The following is a 17,945-nucleotide window of genomic DNA, read 5'->3' as shown; positions in this document are numbered from 1 at the left end:
GCAACTTCTCTGACCCGGATCCCTTGAGGGGCGGGGAAGAAAGGAGCATGACGAGACGGTCGAGAGCGGAGACACGGGAGGCGGAAGCACTTCTGGCTTCACGCGAAGGTTTGAGAAAACCTCCGGCCCTCCGTTCAGCCCCCAGCTAGGACCGGCAGATTGCGGGCGTCTATATAGCAATCCGCAGGGAAGGCAAGGGCGGGCGACGTTCGCGATGTCGCAGGGGGGGCCTGTGGCGCAAGGGGGGCGATGTCGTGGCGGAAGATCAAATGGCGACAACCGCAAGACTTTGCGACTTCCCCGCAGCGGCAAGCATTTCCGGGGATAAGATGCTTCTCAGGAGAGCAGATCGCCAACAGGTTCTCGAAGCTGCAACTGACGAATTGAGTGTTCGATCCCCTCAGAGGGACTGCAGGCTCAACTCATGTGGGCGACGACCTTGTCGACCGTTTCGGGGAAGAAGTCCGGCGCCGCGTGCCGCTTGCCGAACATCATGTCATATTGCAGCAGACGAAAGTCGCGGATCGCCGGGTCGATGTCCTTCTGCCGCGCCCAGTCGGGCGTGGCTTCCCCGGCCGGCGTCAGCAACAGGTTGCGGTCGACGACGCGGTAGCGTTCGCGCATCTCGCCCAGGAAGCCCGTGTAGTAGGGATGGGTGATGCCGGCCGTCTTCAGGATATGATAGGGCAGGAAGGCGGGGCTGACCGCGCCCAGATCCTCGGCCGGGCCGGTGCGGTTCGACCAGATGACCAGCGGCGTCTCGTGATGCTGAAGGGCGTCCTGCGGTGACGCCTCCTTGCGCGGCGCGACATTGTCCTTGAGGAAGCCGGTTTCGACGTAAACCGGGCCCAGCGGCGGCAGATGGTCGCCGAAGAAGGCGATCACCGTGGGACGGGAGCGCTTCTTTGCCCATTCGACGAGGCGCTCGAGACCGCGATCGGCATCCGCGGATCCCTCCGCATAGCTCAGCAGCGATTCACGCGCCCACTGGCTGATCGGCGCCTGCACCTTGTGGGTCGGGTTGTAGTAGCGGTTCGGCTCGTAGGGACCATGGTTCTGCAGGCTGACCGCGAAGAAGAACACCGGCTGCTCGCTGGCGTCGGCTTCGCGGATGATTTCGTCGGTCATCGCCGCATCCGATGCCAGCGGTCCGCGCTTTTCCATCGGCGGCAGCGTCTCTTCAGACTTGAAGTCGTTGAAGCCGAAATCGGCGTACACCGCGCCGCGGTTCCAGAACCAGTTGGTGCCTGGATGTATGGCACGCGCCTGATAACCCTCGCTCTTCAGGAAGGTTGCCATCGACGGCGTCGGGGTGCGCACATATTGCTGGTAGGGGATGCTGCCGGCCGGCAGGAAGGCATTCGAGAAGCCGGTCAGCGCTTCGAACTCGATATTGGCGGTCATGCCGCCGAATTCGGGCGAGAACATATAGCCCGAACGCAACGCCCGCACATTGGGAATGGGGTCCGGCGTGATGGTTACCCCGGGCAGCTTGGTCGGATCCCAGAACGATTCGCTCATGACGACGATGATGTCCGGTTTCTCGGCGGGCACGGAGGCTGTCACCGCCGACCTCTCGATCGCGGCGATCGCCTTGTCGGAATAGCCGGCCGGCGCCGAGACATGCGCCATCGGCACGTTGAGCGCGAAGGCGAGCGCAAAGCCGTTGGAGGCGTAGTTTTCCTTCTGGTCCCACATGATCGGAATGATCTGCAGCCGGTCCCTGGTCCACGAGAAGGTGGCGTAGTCCATGATCGAGACAAAGAAGGCGAGCAGCGGAACCGCCAGCGTCAGCCGGGCGAGGCGGCCCTTTCGGCTGAGTGCGAGGACCTTGCGGCGCCACAGCCGCCAGCCATAGACGAGCAGCGACAGGCCGGCGACGATGCCGACGACCATGGCGAGCGCGGTCATTGGCCGGTCGCGCACCAGCAATGGCAGCAGGGCGACGATCTGACGGGCGTAGAGGAAATCCGTCGGATAGNATAGAGCGGATCGCCGAGATAATGCGACTTCTGATGGCCGACAAAGGCTAAAGACAGGGTCAGCGGAGCCACGATCATCAGGCTCTGGTGGCTACGGCCGAGCACGGCGTCGAGGCCGATCAGGATCAGCGCGAAGACGACGATCGTGGTCCAGCCCGGCTTGAGCGGCTGCAGGAAGAAAGAGACGGTGCCGGCGAAATCACCGCGCACGATCAGTTCGATGGCGAACACCAGGATGGCCGCGATCGCCAGGCTGATCAGCCCGTACCGGACAACCGGCCATCTCCGGCCCGGCAGGTAGCCGGTGGACGGATCGTCTTCCAGGAATTGCGGCACGGCTTTACCGCTACGTTTCGAACTCTTTGTCACTTCAACTTCCCCACCCAGCGACAAACACGTCACTCGATTGTCATATAATTGTCACGCAAAGCTAGCGCCTGTGGCGGAAATAAGAAGAGCCAGCAAACGATTCGTGAGCGGTTTTCATCAGGAGTGATCGCCAAAAAGCCTTTGGGAACAGGCACTCGGCGGTTGACGAGGCCGCCCGGCAGGGGCGAACTGGGCTTGACTTGGCGGCCTGCCTTGCGTCACAGGCAAGAAAAACCCGCCTATCAGGCAAGCAAAACCAGCCCTTGGGAGCCCTCGCATGGCCGTCGCATTCACCTTTCCGGGACAAGGAAGCCAGGCTGTCGGCATGGGCAAGGATCTCGCCGATAGCTTTCCCGAGGCGCGCAGGGTCTTCCAGGAAGTCGACGACGCGCTCGGCGAAAACCTGTCGAAGCTGATCTGGGAAGGTCCCGAAGAGGCCTTGACGTTGACGGCCAACGCACAGCCGGCGCTGATGGCGGTATCGCTGGCGGCCATCAGGGCGCTGGAATCGCGTGGGTTCTCGCTGAAGGACAAGGTCGCCTATGTCGCCGGCCATTCGCTGGGCGAATATTCGGCGCTGGCCGCCGCGGGCTTCGTTTCCGTTGGCGATGCCGCGCGGCTGCTGCGCATTCGCGGCAACGCCATGCAGGCGGCGGTACCTCCCGGGAAGGGCGCCATGGCGGCGATCATCGGACTGGAGCAGGCGGATGTCGAAGCTGCCTGCGCTGAAGCGGCCAAAGGATCTGTCTGCCAGGTCGCCAACGACAATGGCGGCGGCCAATTGGTCATCTCCGGCGCCAAGGCCGCGGTAGAACTGGCCGCTAGGCTTTGCACCGAAAAGGGCGCCAAGCGGGCGCTGATGCTGCAGGTCTCGGCACCTTTCCATTCGGCGCTGATGACGCCGGCCGCGGAGATCATGCGCGACGCGCTCGCCAAAGTGGCCAAGGCCGCACCGGTGGTTCCGATCGTCTCGAACGTCACAGTCACCCCGACGAGCGAACCGGACGAGATTTCGCGGCGCCTGGTCGAGCAGGTGGTCGCCCGCGTGCGCTGGCGCGAGACGGTCGAATGGTTCGGCGCCAACGGCGTCACCGCGCTCTACGAGATCGGCGCCGGCAAGGTGCTGTCGGGGCTGGCACGGCGCATCAACCGCGACATCGCCACCGCGTCGGTCGGTGCGGCGGTTGACGTCGAGGCGGCGCTAGCCGCGCTCTGACTTGAATTCCGCCCGGCGCGGCTGTACATGAATACATGTATTCATGGGGATTGCCATGCCGACCTCTATAAGACTGGCTCCCGAGATCGAGGAGCGTCTGGATTTCCTGGCGGCCAGGACCGGCCGCAGCAAGGCTTACTATCTGCGCGAACTCATCGAGCGCGGTATCGAGGAAATGGAAGACTATTACCTCGCCGCTGAAGTTCGGGAGCGGATCAGGCGTGGCGAAGAGGATGTCATGAAGGGCGAGGACTTCTGGCGTGGCCTGGACGCTTGAACACGCCCGTTCAGCGCGCAAATTCGTTGAAAAGCTGGATCCAAAAACGCGGCATCGCATCCGGGACTTCATTGAAAACGGTATCGCGGCGCTCGACAATCCACGTGAAGCCGGCAAGGCGCTGAAGGGCCCTTTGGCGACTTTTTGGAGATACCGGGTTGGGGATTATCGCATTATCTGCGATGTGCAGGACAGCCGGCTGGTCGTTCTGGTGATAACCATCGGCCACCGTGGTGACATCTAGAGATAATCGCCCGCCCCATTTGAGAAGAGGACAAGACATGTTCGAATTGACCGGCCGCAAGGCGCTCGTCACCGGGGCATCGGGAGGCATCGGCGAGGCGATCGCCAGGGTACTGCATGCGCAGGGCGCCATTGTCGGCCTGCATGGCACGCGCGTCGAGAAGCTGGAGACGCTGGCCAACGAACTTGGCGACCGGGTCAAGCTGTTTCCGGCCAATCTGTCGAACCGCGACGAGGTCAAGGCGCTCGGCCAGAAGGCGGAAGCCGATCTGGAAGGTGTCGACATCCTGGTCAACAATGCCGGCATCACCAAGGACGGCCTGTTCGTGCGCATGTCTGACGCCGATTGGGACAGCGTGATCGAGGTCAATCTGACCGCCGTTTTCCGGCTCACCCGCGAACTCACCCATCCGATGATGCGCCGGCGCCATGGCCGCATCATCAACATCACCTCGGTGGTCGGCGTGACCGGCAATCCCGGCCAGACCAATTACTGCGCCTCGAAGGCCGGCATGATCGGCTTCTCCAAGTCGCTGGCGCAGGAGATCGCCACCCGCAACATCACCGTCAACTGTGTCGCCCCCGGCTTCATCGAATCGGCAATGACCGACAAGCTCAACGACAAGCAGAAAGAGGCGATCATGGCCGCCATCCCGACGCGCCGCATGGGCACCAGCGTTGAAGTCGCGTCCGCGGTGGCCTATCTCGCCTCCAACGAAGCCGCCTACGTCACCGGCCAGACCGTCCACGTCAATGGCGGCATGGCGATGATCTGAACGAGGCCCGGCGGCAACGCTGCCGGGTTGTGAAAAGAGACCATTTCGCCTTGGACCTCAGCTATTTTTCGTGTAATGCGGCCCGCAACCCGGCGGTTCGGGCAAAAACCGGTCCGTGGCCGTTGCGTTTCCGGCAGGACCATCTTTCAGCTTGATTAGCGGCATTCTGCCCGCTAACGAAGACAGACAAACAAAAGACGAGGATGCCCAAATGAGTGACACCGCAGAGCGCGTCAAGAAGATCGTCATCGAACACCTTGGCGTCGATGCCGACAAAGTGACGGAGCAGGCGAGCTTCATCGACGATCTGGGCGCCGACAGCCTCGACACGGTCGAACTCGTCATGGCGTTCGAAGAAGAATTCGGCGTCGAGATTCCCGACGACGCGGCCGAGACCATCCTGACCGTCGGCGATGCGGTGAAGTACATCGACAAGGCTTCGGCCTGACACTTTCCGCAGTCACCACCGGGGAGGACCTGCGATGAGGCGTGTCGTCGTCACCGGCCTTGGGTTGTTGTCGCCGTTCGGCATGGGCTTCGAGCACAGCTGGAAGGAACTTCTGACCGGCCGCAGCGCCGCCAAGCGCATCACCGAGTTCGAGGTGGAGGATCTTGCCTGCAAGATCGCCCACGTCGTTCCGCGTGGCGACGGCAGCAATGCCACCTTCAATCCCGAGGCCGTGCTTGAGCCGAAGGAACTGCGCAAGATCGGCGACTTCATCCTGTACGGGATTGCCGCCGCCGACGAGGCGCTGAAGGATTCCGGCTGGGAACCCAAAACCCATGAAGAGCAGTGCGCCACCGGCGTTCTGATCGGTTCCGGCATCGGTGGTATCGAGGGCATCGCCGAGAACGCGATGATCCTCAAGGAGCGCGGTCCGCGCCGCATCAGCCCTTTCTTCATCCCCGGCCAGATCATCAATCTGGTCTCCGGCCAGGTTTCGATCCGGCACGGGCTGAAGGGCCCGAACCATGCCGTCGTCACTGCCTGCTCGACCGGCGCGCACGCCATCGGCGACGCTGCCCGGCTGATCATGTGGGGCGATGCCGACGTCATGGTCGCCGGCGGTGCCGAAGCGCCGGTGACGCGGCTGTCGATCGCCGGCTTCGCCGCATGCCGGGCGCTGTCGACCGAGCACAATGATACGCCACAGACTGCATCGCGCCCCTACGACCGCGACCGTGACGGCTTCGTCATGGGCGAGGGCGCCGGCGTCGTCGTGCTGGAGGAGCTGGAGCACGCCAAGGCGCGCGGCGCCAAGATCTATGCCGAGGTTACCGGCTATGGCCTGACCGGCGATGCCCATCACATCACCGCGCCCGCCGAGGACGGTGACGGCGCCTTCCGTTGCATGACGGCGGCCCTGAACCGGGCCAAGCTGACGCCTGCCGATGTCGACTACATCAACGCCCACGGCACCTCGACCATGGCCGACACGATCGAGCTCGGCGCCGTCGAGCGGCTTGTCGGCAATGCCGCGTCAAAGATTTCGATGTCGTCGACCAAATCGTCGATCGGCCATCTCCTGGGGGCGGCGGGCGCCGCCGAAGCGATCTTCTCGATCCTCGCGATCAGGGACAATGTCGCGCCTGCGACCATCAACCTCGACAATCCCGAACGCGAAACCGCGATCGACCTGGTGCCGAACAAGCCTCGCTCCCGCCAGATCGACGTCGCGCTGTCCAATTCCTTTGGCTTCGGCGGCACCAACGCATCGCTTGTGTTCCAACGCTACAATGGCTGACCGTCCGGCTGCCGGGCGATGCTTTGACGTGTCGTCAATTTTGCCATATTCGCCCCTACTCTGCCGCAGGGGATTCGTTGAGAGATCAAACGGTAGGGCGAAATGAACACAAATCCGGCAGGCAACGGAGAATTCGGGCAACGACCGGCGAGCACTGGGCCGATCGTGCCGAAGACAGCCAGCGAAGCCTTGCGGCCTGAAGCCGGAACGCCGCCGCCGAAGCGCTCGCGCGCTTCTCGCAGCCAGGTCGTCGTGTTCATGAACTTCGTCATCTCCTCGGTGATGCTGATGGTGCTGGCGGCGGGCGTGGCGGTCTACTTCGGCAAGCAGGAATTCACCGAACCCGGCCCCTCGGCCAATGGCGACACTTTCCTGGTCAAGCCGAACACCGGCGTCCAGGATATCGCCGACCAGCTCGAGCGCCGCGGACTGATCAGCGACGCTCGTATCTTCCGGCTTGGCGTGCGTGCCTTCGGCAACGATTCCGCGCTCAAGGCCGGTGAATACGAGGTCAAGCCCAGGGCATCCATGCGCGACATCATGGAGCTTTTGAAGAGCGGCAAGTCGGTGATGTACTCACTGACGATTCCGGAAGGATTGACGGTCGAGCAGGCTCTGCAGCGTATCGCCGGCGAGCCCGCCTTGAGCGGCGACATGCCGGCCAAGACGCCTCCCGAGGGCAGCCTGGCCACCGACACGCTGCGTTTCACGCGGGGTGCGACGCGCCAGCAGATGATCGACAAGTTGCTGGGCGATCAGAAGAAGCTGGTCGACGAGGTATGGCAGCGGCGTGCGCCGGACCTGCCGCTGTCGAACGTCGACGAGTTCGTCACACTGGCCTCGATCGTCGAGAAGGAAACCGGCAAGGGTGACGAGCGTTCACGGGTGGCCGCGGTCTTCCTGAACCGGCTGGCCAAGGGCATGCGCCTGCAATCCGATCCAACCATCATCTATGGTCTGTTCGGCGGCAAGGGCAAGCCGGTGGACCGGCCGATCTACCAGTCCGACATCCAGAAGCAGACGCCTTACAACACCTATCTGATCAGCGGCCTGCCGCCGACGCCCATCGCCAATCCGGGGCGTGCGGCACTTGAGGCCGTGGCCAATCCATCGAAGACCGACGATCTCTATTTCGTTGCCGATGGCACGGGCGGTCACGTTTTTGCCGCGACGCTGGACGAGCACAATGAAAACGTCGCCCGCTATCGTGCGTTGCAGAAGAAGCAGGCCGATGAGGCGGCCAAGGCCGCTGCGGCCGCTGGTGCCAGCGGCGATACCGACAAACCTGCTGACGCCATCGACGGTGGCGACGCCGGCGGCGATGCGGGCGCCGCCCAGTAAGACGAAGAAGGCTGGAAGGGCGACAGCCCCGACATTTGAAGCAACGCCACGCGTCCGATTTCAACGTCCCGCGGCGTGATCATTTTTAAGCAGCATTTGCCCTGTCCGGAATGGTTTCGGGGCAATGCGCCAAGGGTGTGCAGGCGACATGAATTTGCAGAGCATGACCGGATTTGCCCGTGCCGTCGCCGAGCATGAAGGGACCTCGGTCGCCTGGGAGGTCAAGTCCGTCAACGGCAAGAGCGTCGAGGTGCGGCTGCGGCTGCCGCAAGGATTCGAGCGGCTGGAGCCGGCGGTCAGGCAAACGCTGCAGAAGCGTTTCGCCCGTGGCAATTTCCAGGCGACGCTGACCATCGGCCGTGCCGCCGGCACGCAGGCGCAGCCAGTTATCAACGAGGCGTTCCTGAAGGATCTGGCGGGGCTTGCCAAGCGGCTGCAGGAACAATTCGGCGTTGCTCCCGCGACGGCCGACGGCCTGCTTTCGTTGCGTGGCGTGCTCGACATTCCCGAAACCGTCGAAACCGAAGAGGTGCGCGCCGCGCTCGATACGGCCATCATGGCGGCGCTAGACGTGGCGCTGAAAGGGCTCGAACAGGCGCGGCACGGCGAGGGTGCTGCACTGGCGCTGCTTTTGTCCGGCCATATCGATGCCATCGAGGCCTTGACGTTGCGCGCCGAGGCGGATCCGTCGCGCGATGCGGCGGCGATCCGTGAACGCATCGCCGAGCAGGTCAGGCTGCTGATGGACCCGTCCGCCAATCTGGATGCGAGCCGGCTGCACATGGAAGCGGCGTTTCTTGCCACCAAGGCCGACATTCGCGAAGAGATCGACCGGTTGAAAACGCATGTCGCGTCTGGCCGGGCGCTGATCGAGGGCGGCGGCGCCGTCGGCCGCAAGCTCGATTTTCTGGCACAGGAATTTAACCGCGAATCGAATACGCTGTGTTCGAAGTCGAACGCCGCGGCCGTCACCGCGATCGGGCTGGAACTGAAGGCCGTGGTCGACCAGTTTCGTGAACAGGTCCAAAATCTGGAGTAGCCGATGGTTGCCAAGGAACCGATGGTTGCCAGGGATTTGGGCTCCCGCATTCGTCGCCGGGGGCTGATGCTCGTCCTGTCGTCGCCGTCCGGCGCCGGCAAGTCGACCATCGCGCGCAACCTTCTGGAAAGCGACTCCAGCCTCGAACTGTCGGTCTCGGTCACCACCAGGCCGCGTCGCGGCAGCGAGATCGAAGGCGTTCACTACCATTTCCGCACGATGCGCGACTTCGAACGGTTGCGCGATTCCGATGCGCTGCTCGAGTGGGCCGAGGTGCATGGCAACTGCTATGCGACACCGCGCGAACCCGCCGAACTGGCGCTGGCGCAAGGTCGCGACATGCTTTTCGACATCGATTGGCAAGGCGCCCAGCAGCTCAAGGAGAAGATGCGCGCCGATATTGTCTCGATCTTCATCCTGCCGCCGTCGATGAAGGAATTGAAGGCACGCCTGAAGCGCCGCGCCGAGGACCAGGAAGCGGTGATCGAGACGCGGCTCAAGAACGCCCGCAACGAGATCGAGCACTGGAAGGAATATGATTTCGTCATCGTCAATGACGATCTGGATCGCGCCTTCGCCGAAGTGCGCGGCATCGTCGTCGCCGAGCGGCTAAGGCGCGATCGCCGGCCTGGTCTGTTCGATTTCGTCTCTGGCCTGTTGGACGAAAAGACCGGCTGACCGGTTTCAGGATGCCACGCCGTCGACCAGGATCAGATTGCGGCTGAGCGCGGCGTCGCGCACGTCCAGTGCAGCCGCATACTCAGCCGAAGCGTACCAACGCCTGGCCCGTTCCATGTCAGGAAATTCGACGACGATCAGCGGCCCGGGATGCCACTTGCCTTCCAGCGCCTCCACCTGGCCGCCACGCACCAGATAGCGCCCGCCGTGCTGTGCGATGGAGGCAGCGGCACGGGTTCGGTAGATCTCGATCGCCTCTTCGTCGCGGGTGGTGACATCGGAAATGATGTAGGCGGGGCATTTGGTTCTCCAGCATGTTTGCCAGATTATCTATGCCGTGAGCGAGGCGTTTCCAGGCCTGCTGATGCTAGAGCATTTCACCGTTTCACGGAAACGGCGAACCGCTCTATCTCTTTGTTTTTACGCAATTCCGGACGGAAAACCGTGTCACACTTTTCCTGGAATTGCTCTAGCCGCNGCGCATCCCGAACAAGATCGGCTAGAGCATTTCACCGTTTCACGGAAACGGCGAACCGCTCTATCTCTTTGTTTTTACGCAATTCCGGACGGAAAACCGTGTCACACTTTTCCTGGAATTGCTCTATACCAAATTGGTCAGCCGCACGAACTCCTCGACGCTGAGCGTTTCGGCACGGCGGGTCGGATCGATGCCTGCGCGCTCGAGCAGGGCCTCGCCACCAAGGCCTTTCACGCTCTGCCGCAACATCTTTCGGCGTTGTCCGAAAGCGGCTTCCGTGACGCGGCCGAGTTTTTTCACGTCGGCGGGCAGGGGTGTCGCGCGCGGCTCCAGATGCACCACCGAAGAGGTGACCTTGGGCGGCGGCGTGAATGCCTGGGGCGGCACGTCGAAGGCGATCCTGGCCTGGGTACGCCAGCCGGCCAGCACGCCAAGCCTGCCATAGGCATCGCTGCCGGGCGCGGCGACGATGCGCTGGGCAACCTCACGCTGGAACATCAGCGTCATCGAGGCATAGAAGGGCGGCCAGTCCGTGACCGTCAGCCAGCGGATCAGCAACTCGGTGCCTATGTTATAGGGCAGGTTGGCCACGATCTTCGTCGGCCCGCCGGCGGCGAGCGCGGCAAAGTCCGTTTTCAGCGCATCGCCGGCAATAATCTCCAGCCGGCCCGGATAATGTTCCGAAACCTCGGCCAACGCCGCCAGGCAGCGTTCGTCGCGCTCGATTGCAATGACCCGTCGGGCGCCGTTGAAAAGCAGCGCCCTAGTTAGGCCGCCGGGCCCCGGCCCAACCTCGATTATCGTGGTGTTTGTCAGGTCGCCCGCGGCACGCGCAATCTTGCTGGTTAGATTGAGGTCGAGCAGGAAATTCTGGCCGAGCGCCTTTTTCGCCTGCAGCTCATAGCGCTCGATGACGTCGCGCAGCGGCGGCAACCCGTCGATACTCATGCCGGAAAGCCAGAAGGGGGAGCACTCATGCGGCCGCGGCCCTTGCGTCGGTGTCAGCCAGCTTCCTGGCCAGCTTCAACGCAGCGATCAGGCTGTCGGGACGCGCAATGCCCTTGCCGGCGATGTCGAAGGCGGTGCCATGGTCGGGCGAGGTGCGGATGAAGGGCAGGCCGAGCGTGACGTTGACCGCCTCGTCGAAGGCCAATGCCTTGGCCGGGATCAAAGCCTGGTCGTGATACATGCACAGCGCCGCGTCGTAGCCCGCCCGCGCCCGGGGATGGAACAATGTGTCGGCCGGCAGGGGGCCGAAAGCGTCGATGCCCTCGGCGCGCAGGATATCGACGGCCGGGCGCACGATACGCTCGTCCTCCAGGCCCATGGAGCCGCCTTCGCCGGCATGCGGATTGAGGCCGGCAATGGCAAGCCTCGGCCTGGCGATGCCGAACCGGCTGGCGAGGTCGGCGGCGGTAATGCGTGCGGTGGCTACGATCAACTCGGTGGTCAGGGCCTTCGGCACCTCGGCCAGCGCGATGTGGATGGTGACGGGGACCGTGCGCAGGTCAGGGCCCGCCAGCATCATCACCGGCAGCGCCTCGACGCCGGTGTGCCGGGCCGCCAGATGCGCCAGATATTCGGTATGGCCGGGAAAGCGGAATCCGGCATCGTAGAGCGGCTTCTTGGCGATGGGGCACGTGACGACGGCGGCGGCGTCACCGGCAAGGCAGGCAGCGACAGCGCGATCGATGGCTTCGACGGTGCCGGCTGCATTGGCCGGATCCGGCCGGCCCGGACTGTCGACGCAGCGCGCCGTCAGCGGAACGATCGGCAGGGCCTGGGCGAATGCCTGTGTCGATTGCGCGGGCGTTGTCTCGATGATCGGCACCGACAGGCCGAGCTGGCCTGCCCGCGTGGCGATCAGTGCCGGATCGGCAAGCAGATAGAAGGCAGGCACGCCAAGAGCTTCACGCGCCATGAAGGCGGCGATGGCGATTTCGGGGCCGATGCCGGATGGATCGCCAGCGCTCAACGCCAGCGCGGTCACCGCATCGTCCAAGTCAGCGCCATTCACGTCAGCGCCGCTCACGTTAGCGCTTGACGATGTGGGCTTTCGCCTTCAACTCTTCGACATATTTCTTGCTGAGCTCGTCGGCATTCTTGTCGCTGGAGCCTTCGCTCTGGAACACCATCTGCGCGGTCTTGTCGTCGGACACTTCACGCGACGAGCAGATGCCGATGAACTCGACGCCGCGCTCGGTCTCGCGCGTGACGGTGGCGCCGCCGACCTTGGTCGCCTTGATCTGCTCGGCCCAGTCCGGCGGCAATTGCGGCGCCAGCACCCGGCCCAGGTCGCGAACGGTGACGTCGATCAAGCCCTTGGCGAACTCGCGCGTCGTGGTGCAGCCGTTGAAACGGGCGCGCATGGCGTCGGCCTCGCGCTTGCGCTTGGCCAGCGTGGCGCTGCGCTCGGACGCCGGCACGACGAAGATGACCTGCTGCAGCATGTATTCGGTGGCGCTTGGCTTGGCGCCACCCTTGTCGAGCATGCGCCTGACCGCATCCTGCTCGGTCACACTGCCGCCCTCACCGGAACGGTAGCGCGCGCTCAAGGCTTGGTTCCAGGCCATCTGGGCGCGGATGAACTCCTTGAAGTGGTCCTTGCCGACGCCGGATTTTTCCATGACGCCGTTAAGCTGGCTGAGTTGCATCTTGTTGCTGGTTGCAAAGCGCTGATAGGCCGCTTCGACCTGGGCGTCGCTGATGCGGATACCAAGCCGTCTGGCTTCCGCGAGGCGCAGCGTCTGGTCGATCATTTCCTGGGCGGCATCGCCCTTCTTGCGCTGCAGTTTCAGGAAGGCGGCACGATGCGCGATATCACCAGTGGTGATCGGTACGTTGTTGACGACGTATTTGATCTCACTGGCGAAAGCCGGCGGCATCATGACGGTCATCGACACGGATGTCGCCGCCACAAGCAGCGCAAACCCTGCTGAAAAGAGGTACTTCCTCATCGTTGGCATCCCAATTTTATCATCCCGGCTCCGCCCGATTTCGTCCTCATCCGGGTGCGCGAATCCGTGCCAGCCCTATGCGGCGAAACGATGTCGCCGACTACTGGATGGTGTCGATGGCGCTGGTCGACGAGCCGAAGTCGCCGAGCGTACGGAACGACAGGTTGAAGCCGATGCTCTGCGTCACCTCCCTGGTGTTCAGGTCGCGCGACTGCGAGTACGTCATCAAATAGGTGAAGCAGGAATCATTATAGGCAAAGCCCACCCCATCCTTGACCAACAGGCTTTCCTGCAGGTCGTAGGTTCCCGTGCCGAAGACGCGCCAGTTCTCGGCAAGATGCGTCGAGGCACCCAGCGTGACTTCGTGACGGTCGGTCGTGAAACCGTAGAGCGGCTGGGCCTGGATGAAGGCGTATTTGGCGCTCAGGGATACCGGCAGCCCCGAATAGGCGGCTTTGAACTCGGCGCGGCGAATCTCGAAGGTCTGTTCGTCGAAGCGACCGCTGACCGAGGCCGCGAAACCATTCGGGCTGTTGATGCCAAACAGGCCGACATAGTCGGACTTGGTTTCCTGAAGACCCGAATAGGCGCCGACATTGACCAGATCCGGCGCCGCGAAGGAGTTCTCGCCGCCAATCTGATAGGACTGGCCGAAAATGGCGTTGGTGCCCCAGCCGTTCATATAGGAGCCGGAATAGCGGAAGCCGACATTGGCCCGCGAGCCGCCTTCCACACGGTCGTAGCCGGAGAACTTGTCGCGTTCGAACAGGGTGGTCGCATCGAACACCATGCTCTGGGCGTCTTCGTTCGGAATGGCGAGGCCGCCGACATACTGTTCGTTCGGACGCACAAAGAGCTGTGCCATCGGCTCGATGACATGGCTGGACCCGCTGGCCATCGAAAACAGCAGCGGCCAGCGCATCTCCAGCCCGGCGGTTGCCATGTAACGGGCAAATGACGAGCGCATATCGTCCTGCTCGCCCAAATTCGTCGCCATCTGGTTGACGGCGGCGAGCGAAGCCGATGACGCATTGAGATAGTCGACGTCGCCCTGCAGCGCCAGCAACGGCGTCAGCACCAGCCCGTCATCGGTAACGAACGACCGTTTCCACTCGGCCTCGGCGGTCAGGCGTCCGGATTCACCTTCGATGCCGCGCACGCGCTGGGTACCCGAGCCGGGCACGTAAGGCGTGAAGTAGGTTTGATCGAGTTCATCGCGACGGAGAACCCGCGCGTTGACATTGAGCGACAACTGGCCGCCGGCGACCGCCACGTCGGGGATGTTTGTATAGTCGAACGACGGCAGCACCCAGGGCTGCTGGTCGCTTCGCGCGGAGATATAGTTGTTGGGCGTGTTCTCCTGCACATCGAAGTGCATGGCGCGCACGTCGAAATAATTGCGGCCGTTGAGACCAGTCAGGTAAACCGTCGACTGGTGGACGGCGGCATTGTACTTGTCGATGTTGTAGGTGCTCGAGAAATTCTTGTCGGTCTGCAGCAGAACGTCCCAGCCGAAATTCCAGCGTTCGTTGATCGCGAACTTGCCCTGCGTGCCCATCATGCCGCGGAACTTGTTCGGATCGCCCGCCGCGCCCGAATCGATGTTGTGGCCGCCGGTCGAAGGGAAAGCGGCGCTATCAAGGAAGGCATCCGGGTCCTGCTGCTGGATCCCGGCGATCTTCAAACTGTATTCGCCGTTGTTGAAACGTTGGCGCCACTCGGCCTCTCCGAGGAAGCCCTGCTTGGTGTAGCCGCTCCCCGACACCGTCAGGTCATAGGTCGGCGACAGTGCGAAATAATAGGGAACCTTGACGCTGTAACCCAGGTGGCTGTTGTAGCTGATGCTGGGGATCAGGAAGCCGCTCTTGCGCTTGACCGTCGGGTCGGCAATCTCGAACGCCGGCAGGTAGGCGAGCGGGAAGCCAAAGAACTCGAAATTCGCGTTCTCGAAGCGAACCGTCTTCTTCTCGCCGTTCCAGATGATCTTCCTGGCCTTCACGCGCCAGGTCGGCGCTTTGTTGGGCTTGTCCTCGCACGGCTCGCAGGCGGTGTAGACGCCATTGTGGAACGTGGTCAGCACGCCGCCCATGCGTTCGGCGCTTTCGGCGGCGAAATAGGCCTTGTCGATGGTCTCGACGCGCAGCGCGTTGACGAAACCGTCGGCGAAATCGTCGGTTATGTCGATATGATCCGAATTGATCTTGGTGCCGTCGCTGTTGATGACTTCGACATTGCCGCTGGCGACCATCCGCTTGGTGTTGCGGTCGTATACGACTTTCTGGGCAACCAGGCGGTTGCCGCCATAATCGATCTGCACGCCGCCGACGGCGGTCACGGTCTGGTTGTCGTTGTTGTAAACCAGCGTGTCGGCGGCCAGCAGCATTTGCGAGCCGGACGGAACCTTGGCCGCAACGTCACCGACCTCCTGCGCGACCGCAGGCAGCGGGACGGCGCAGGCAAACAAGCATGCCAAGGCGCTCGCCGCATAAAGGCGCGCCAAATGGGCCTGCCTGCTGCTGGGCAAAACCGCTTCCCTCACTAGCCGTCTTCCTTGTATAGCAGGAAAGTCACCCCGAAGAACATAGCTACCACGACCGGCACCCAGGCGGCTACGGCAGTCGGCACGAATCCCGCCACGCCGAATGCCTTCACCAGCACCGAAACGACATAAAGCAGAAAGCCGGCAACGACGCCACCCAGAATCATCGTTGCCGATTGTCCCATCCTCGCAAATCGCATTGAAACTGTTGCAGCAATCAGCGTCATGGCGACGAGGAGGAACGGCAACGCCACCAGCGAATCAAACTGCATGGCAAAGGCATTTGCCTTGAGGCCGAAGGAACGGGCAACCTCGATTTTTCCGGGCAGGTCGTAGAAAGGAATGGTTTCCGGGCGCGCCAGCCGCTCCTGCACGAATTCCGGCTTCAGATTGGTCGGCACGCGATCGTTCGCCGCAGACTGGATGACGCCGTTCCTGAAGGTCTTGACGTCCTGCAATTCCCAATACCCGTCCCGCAGGTAGGCACGCGCCGCATCCTTGCGCTCGGCGATATTGCCTTGCTGGTCGAGGATGAAAAAGACGGCGTCGGACATCTCCAGGCCCTGGTTGAGGATAGCCCGCGCGCCGATGATGGTGTCGCCGGAACTGGTTTTCTGGCGTATCCAGGGCGCCGCGTCGGCCGAAACCGTGTTTGATTTTCCGGAGCGCAACTGGGTCTCGATCTGTTCGGACAAAGAGAAGGCGTGCGCGGCGAGCGGGTTGATGATCCCGACCGATACGACGCCGAACAGCAGCGCTCCGATGCAGCACGGCAAAAGGAATTGCCAGGCGGAGACGCCGGCCGAACGCGCAATGACCAGCTCATAGCGCCGGTTGAGCGATACCAGCGTCGCCATCGCCGAGAACAGGCCGACGAAAGGCACCGTCTGCAGCATGATCATCGGCATCCGGAGGCCCGAAATGGCCATCGCCGTCCCATAGGTGAAGCCGGGCAAGCCGGTGGTACGGCCGGACAGTTCGGTGAAATCGATCAGGAACACCAGCGCCAGCAGGCCGAGGAAGAACCAGATCGTGATCGCCACGTAGCGGAAGAAGAAATATCGGCCCAGCGTCCAGCCCATCAGCCGACCCTCTGACCTGAAGTGTCGCGCCTCGACAAACGCAGTTTCAGAGAATTCCAGCCGTCACCGATGCGGCTGGCCAGATTTGTCATCCAGTCCGCCCAGGCCACCGGCAATTCCATGGTCCGGTTGGAGACTATGAACCAGATCGCCACTGCCGAAGCCACGATGGGCACGCCATAGACCATATACCCGTATTGCGGGATCTCATCGGCCTTGCTTGCGGCAAAGAAGCCCAGCCAGCGCACGAACAGCGATATTGCAATGGCCGTGATCAGCGGATTGACGCGCGCCTCCCGGTGCGAGCGCGCGTCGCCCGCGACCGCCAGTGCGATCAATGCGAAGACCATGGAATAGGTCCACTCTGAAAACCTCTGGTCGATCTCGGCCCGGTACTCCTGTGGATTTTGCTGATAGTTCTTGTCGTTGGCGCTGGGATTGAGCAGGTATTGGGTGGTCTGGTCCTTCGGCAGCAGCGTTACTTGATTGGCCGCCGACATGAAGGCCGACATGTCAAAGGCATAGGAGGTGAACCGGATGACACTGAGGTCACCGGTCAGCGTTTTGCGATGGATGACGCCGTCATTCATCATCAGCACCTTTTCGCCGCCGCGTTCGATGATGCTGCCGGTCTTGGCATAATAGACGAGATTGACGCCTTCCTCGCGCGAATCGGCGACGAAGATGCCACCCAGCTTATTGTCGGGAAGCCGCTCGCCGATCTGCAGGAACAGCCCGTCCTCAATCTTTCGGAAGGTGCCTTCCTGGATGATCAGCGACAACAGGTCGGAGCGCGACTCCGCCACCAGGGCGCGGTTTTTCTGCCGCGCATAGGGATCGATGCCGTTGTCCACTGCGAAGGAAAAGACGCTTGCGGCCAGCGCCAGAAGCATGATCGGCCGCACGATCGTCCATCGCGAGGCGCCCGAGGCGTTGACGACCGCGAGCTCCGAATCCGAATTCATGACGCTGAGTGTCTGGGCGACAGCCACAACCAGCGCGAAGGGCACGACGATCGGGATGATCGAGGGCAAGATGAGGGATGCGACCTCGAAGAAGGTCAGGGCGGACTGGCCGCTGTCGGTGACCAGATCGATCTTGGCCAGCACCTGCGTCGTCCACACGATGGCCAGCGTCCAGACCAGCGCCGCCATGAAGACCACGAAAGCGCGGCGCATGATGTAGCGTTCAACGACCGTCATGAAGGCTTTACTCGGTTTTCT

The 17,945-nt window shown here is 62.7% G+C and carries 17 protein-coding genes and 1 pseudogene; 9 read left to right on the top strand and 9 right to left on the bottom strand.

The window, feature by feature from the left end:
• Window positions 1-417: 417 nt before the first annotated feature.
• Window positions 418-2,384, bottom strand: a pseudogene (locus X743_RS01000000169435) (LTA synthase family protein).
• Window positions 2,385-2,628: 244 nt separating this feature from the next.
• Here X743_RS01000000169435 and fabD point away from each other — a divergent pair.
• The 6 genes from fabD to fabF all read left to right on the top strand — a co-directional run bounded on the left by fabD (window position 2,629) and on the right by fabF (window position 6,608).
• Window positions 2,629-3,567 carry an ACP S-malonyltransferase gene (gene fabD / locus X743_RS142190; protein ID WP_023768551.1) on the top strand — a complete coding sequence of 313 codons (939 nt, stop codon included), beginning with the start codon at window positions 2,629-2,631 and terminating at the stop codon, window positions 3,565-3,567.
• Window positions 3,568-3,622: 55 nt separating this feature from the next.
• Entirely contained in the window at window positions 3,623-3,844 is a 222-nt protein-coding gene (locus tag X743_RS142195) for a ribbon-helix-helix protein, CopG family (protein ID WP_031258550.1), read from the top strand.
• The gene (locus X743_RS142200; RefSeq protein ID WP_023768549.1) at window positions 3,828-4,088 is read left to right on the top strand and encodes a type II toxin-antitoxin system RelE/ParE family toxin; all 261 of its coding nucleotides are present in this window, start codon (window positions 3,828-3,830) and stop codon (window positions 4,086-4,088) included. The genes X743_RS142195 and X743_RS142200 overlap by 17 nt, the downstream gene beginning before the upstream one ends.
• Window positions 4,089-4,125: 37 nt before the next feature.
• The gene (fabG, locus tag X743_RS142205; RefSeq protein ID WP_023768548.1) at window positions 4,126-4,863 is read left to right on the top strand and encodes a 3-oxoacyl-[acyl-carrier-protein] reductase; all 738 of its coding nucleotides are present in this window, start codon (window positions 4,126-4,128) and stop codon (window positions 4,861-4,863) included.
• 211 nt (window positions 4,864-5,074) lie between these two features.
• Window positions 5,075-5,311, top strand: a complete 237-nt coding sequence (locus X743_RS142210; RefSeq protein ID WP_006203723.1) for an acyl carrier protein — start codon at window positions 5,075-5,077, stop codon at window positions 5,309-5,311.
• 34 nt (window positions 5,312-5,345) lie between these two features.
• Window positions 5,346-6,608: a beta-ketoacyl-ACP synthase II gene (fabF, locus tag X743_RS142215; RefSeq protein ID WP_013896299.1), complete on the top strand. Its 1,263-nt coding sequence runs from the start codon at window positions 5,346-5,348 to the stop codon at window positions 6,606-6,608.
• Here the strand turns inward: fabF and X743_RS1000000173655 are convergent.
• Window positions 6,596-6,868, bottom strand: a complete 273-nt coding sequence (locus X743_RS1000000173655) for a hypothetical protein (RefSeq protein WP_224685053.1) — start codon at window positions 6,866-6,868, stop codon at window positions 6,596-6,598. The two genes, fabF and X743_RS1000000173655, sit on opposite strands and share 13 nt — an antisense overlap.
• Between X743_RS1000000173655 and mltG the strand changes: the two genes are divergently transcribed.
• The 3 genes from mltG to gmk all read left to right on the top strand — a co-directional run bounded on the left by mltG (window position 6,867) and on the right by gmk (window position 9,666).
• Window positions 6,867-7,949 carry an endolytic transglycosylase MltG gene (gene mltG, locus X743_RS142220; RefSeq protein ID WP_245264320.1) on the top strand — a complete coding sequence of 361 codons (1,083 nt, stop codon included), beginning with the start codon at window positions 6,867-6,869 and terminating at the stop codon, window positions 7,947-7,949. The genes X743_RS1000000173655 and mltG overlap by 2 nt on opposite strands.
• Before the next feature lie 148 nt (window positions 7,950-8,097).
• Window positions 8,098-8,988, top strand: a complete 891-nt coding sequence (locus tag X743_RS142225) for a YicC/YloC family endoribonuclease (RefSeq protein ID WP_023768546.1) — start codon at window positions 8,098-8,100, stop codon at window positions 8,986-8,988.
• A gap of 21 nt (window positions 8,989-9,009) precedes the next feature.
• Entirely contained in the window at window positions 9,010-9,666 is a 657-nt protein-coding gene (gene gmk, locus X743_RS142230) for a guanylate kinase (RefSeq protein WP_049802478.1), read from the top strand.
• A gap of 6 nt (window positions 9,667-9,672) precedes the next feature.
• On the opposite strand, the gene X743_RS0137115 is transcribed toward gmk, so the two are convergent.
• The 7 genes from X743_RS0137115 to lptF form a co-directional block, all read right to left on the bottom strand.
• Window positions 9,673-9,993, bottom strand: a complete 321-nt coding sequence (locus X743_RS0137115) for a DUF1330 domain-containing protein (RefSeq protein ID WP_031258548.1) — start codon at window positions 9,991-9,993, stop codon at window positions 9,673-9,675.
• A 274-nt stretch (window positions 9,994-10,267) separates the two neighbouring features.
• Complete coding sequence (rsmA, locus tag X743_RS142235; protein ID WP_023768544.1) at window positions 10,268-11,092, bottom strand: 16S rRNA (adenine(1518)-N(6)/adenine(1519)-N(6))-dimethyltransferase RsmA; 825 nt, start codon at window positions 11,090-11,092, stop codon at window positions 10,268-10,270.
• Between the two features lie 25 nt (window positions 11,093-11,117).
• A complete protein-coding gene (gene pdxA / locus X743_RS142240) occupies window positions 11,118-12,146 on the bottom strand; it encodes a 4-hydroxythreonine-4-phosphate dehydrogenase PdxA (RefSeq protein WP_031258546.1) in 1,029 nt (342 codons plus the stop codon).
• Window positions 12,147-12,177: 31 nt separating this feature from the next.
• Window positions 12,178-13,110: a peptidylprolyl isomerase gene (locus tag X743_RS142245; RefSeq protein ID WP_023768542.1), complete on the bottom strand. Its 933-nt coding sequence runs from the start codon at window positions 13,108-13,110 to the stop codon at window positions 12,178-12,180.
• A 91-nt stretch (window positions 13,111-13,201) separates the two neighbouring features.
• Complete coding sequence (locus tag X743_RS142250) at window positions 13,202-15,640, bottom strand: LPS-assembly protein LptD (RefSeq protein WP_023768541.1); 2,439 nt, start codon at window positions 15,638-15,640, stop codon at window positions 13,202-13,204.
• Window positions 15,640-16,725 (bottom strand): LPS export ABC transporter permease LptG, encoded by a 1,086-nt coding sequence (gene lptG, locus X743_RS142255; RefSeq protein WP_031258544.1) that lies wholly within the window; start codon window positions 16,723-16,725, stop codon window positions 15,640-15,642. Before lptG ends, X743_RS142250 begins: the two co-directional genes overlap by 1 nt.
• Window positions 16,722-17,924, bottom strand: coding sequence for an LPS export ABC transporter permease LptF (gene lptF, locus X743_RS142260; protein ID WP_013896289.1), 1,203 nt, complete (start codon window positions 17,922-17,924; stop codon window positions 16,722-16,724). The genes lptG and lptF overlap by 4 nt, the downstream gene beginning before the upstream one ends.
• Between the last annotated feature and the right edge of the window lie 21 nt (window positions 17,925-17,945).

This window comes from Mesorhizobium sp. LNHC232B00 (assembly GCF_000502435.1).
Taxonomy (GTDB): domain Bacteria; phylum Pseudomonadota; class Alphaproteobacteria; order Rhizobiales; family Rhizobiaceae; genus Mesorhizobium; species Mesorhizobium opportunistum.
The sequence above is the reverse complement of the archived record's forward strand: the minus strand, read 5'-3'. Positions and strand labels throughout refer to the sequence as shown.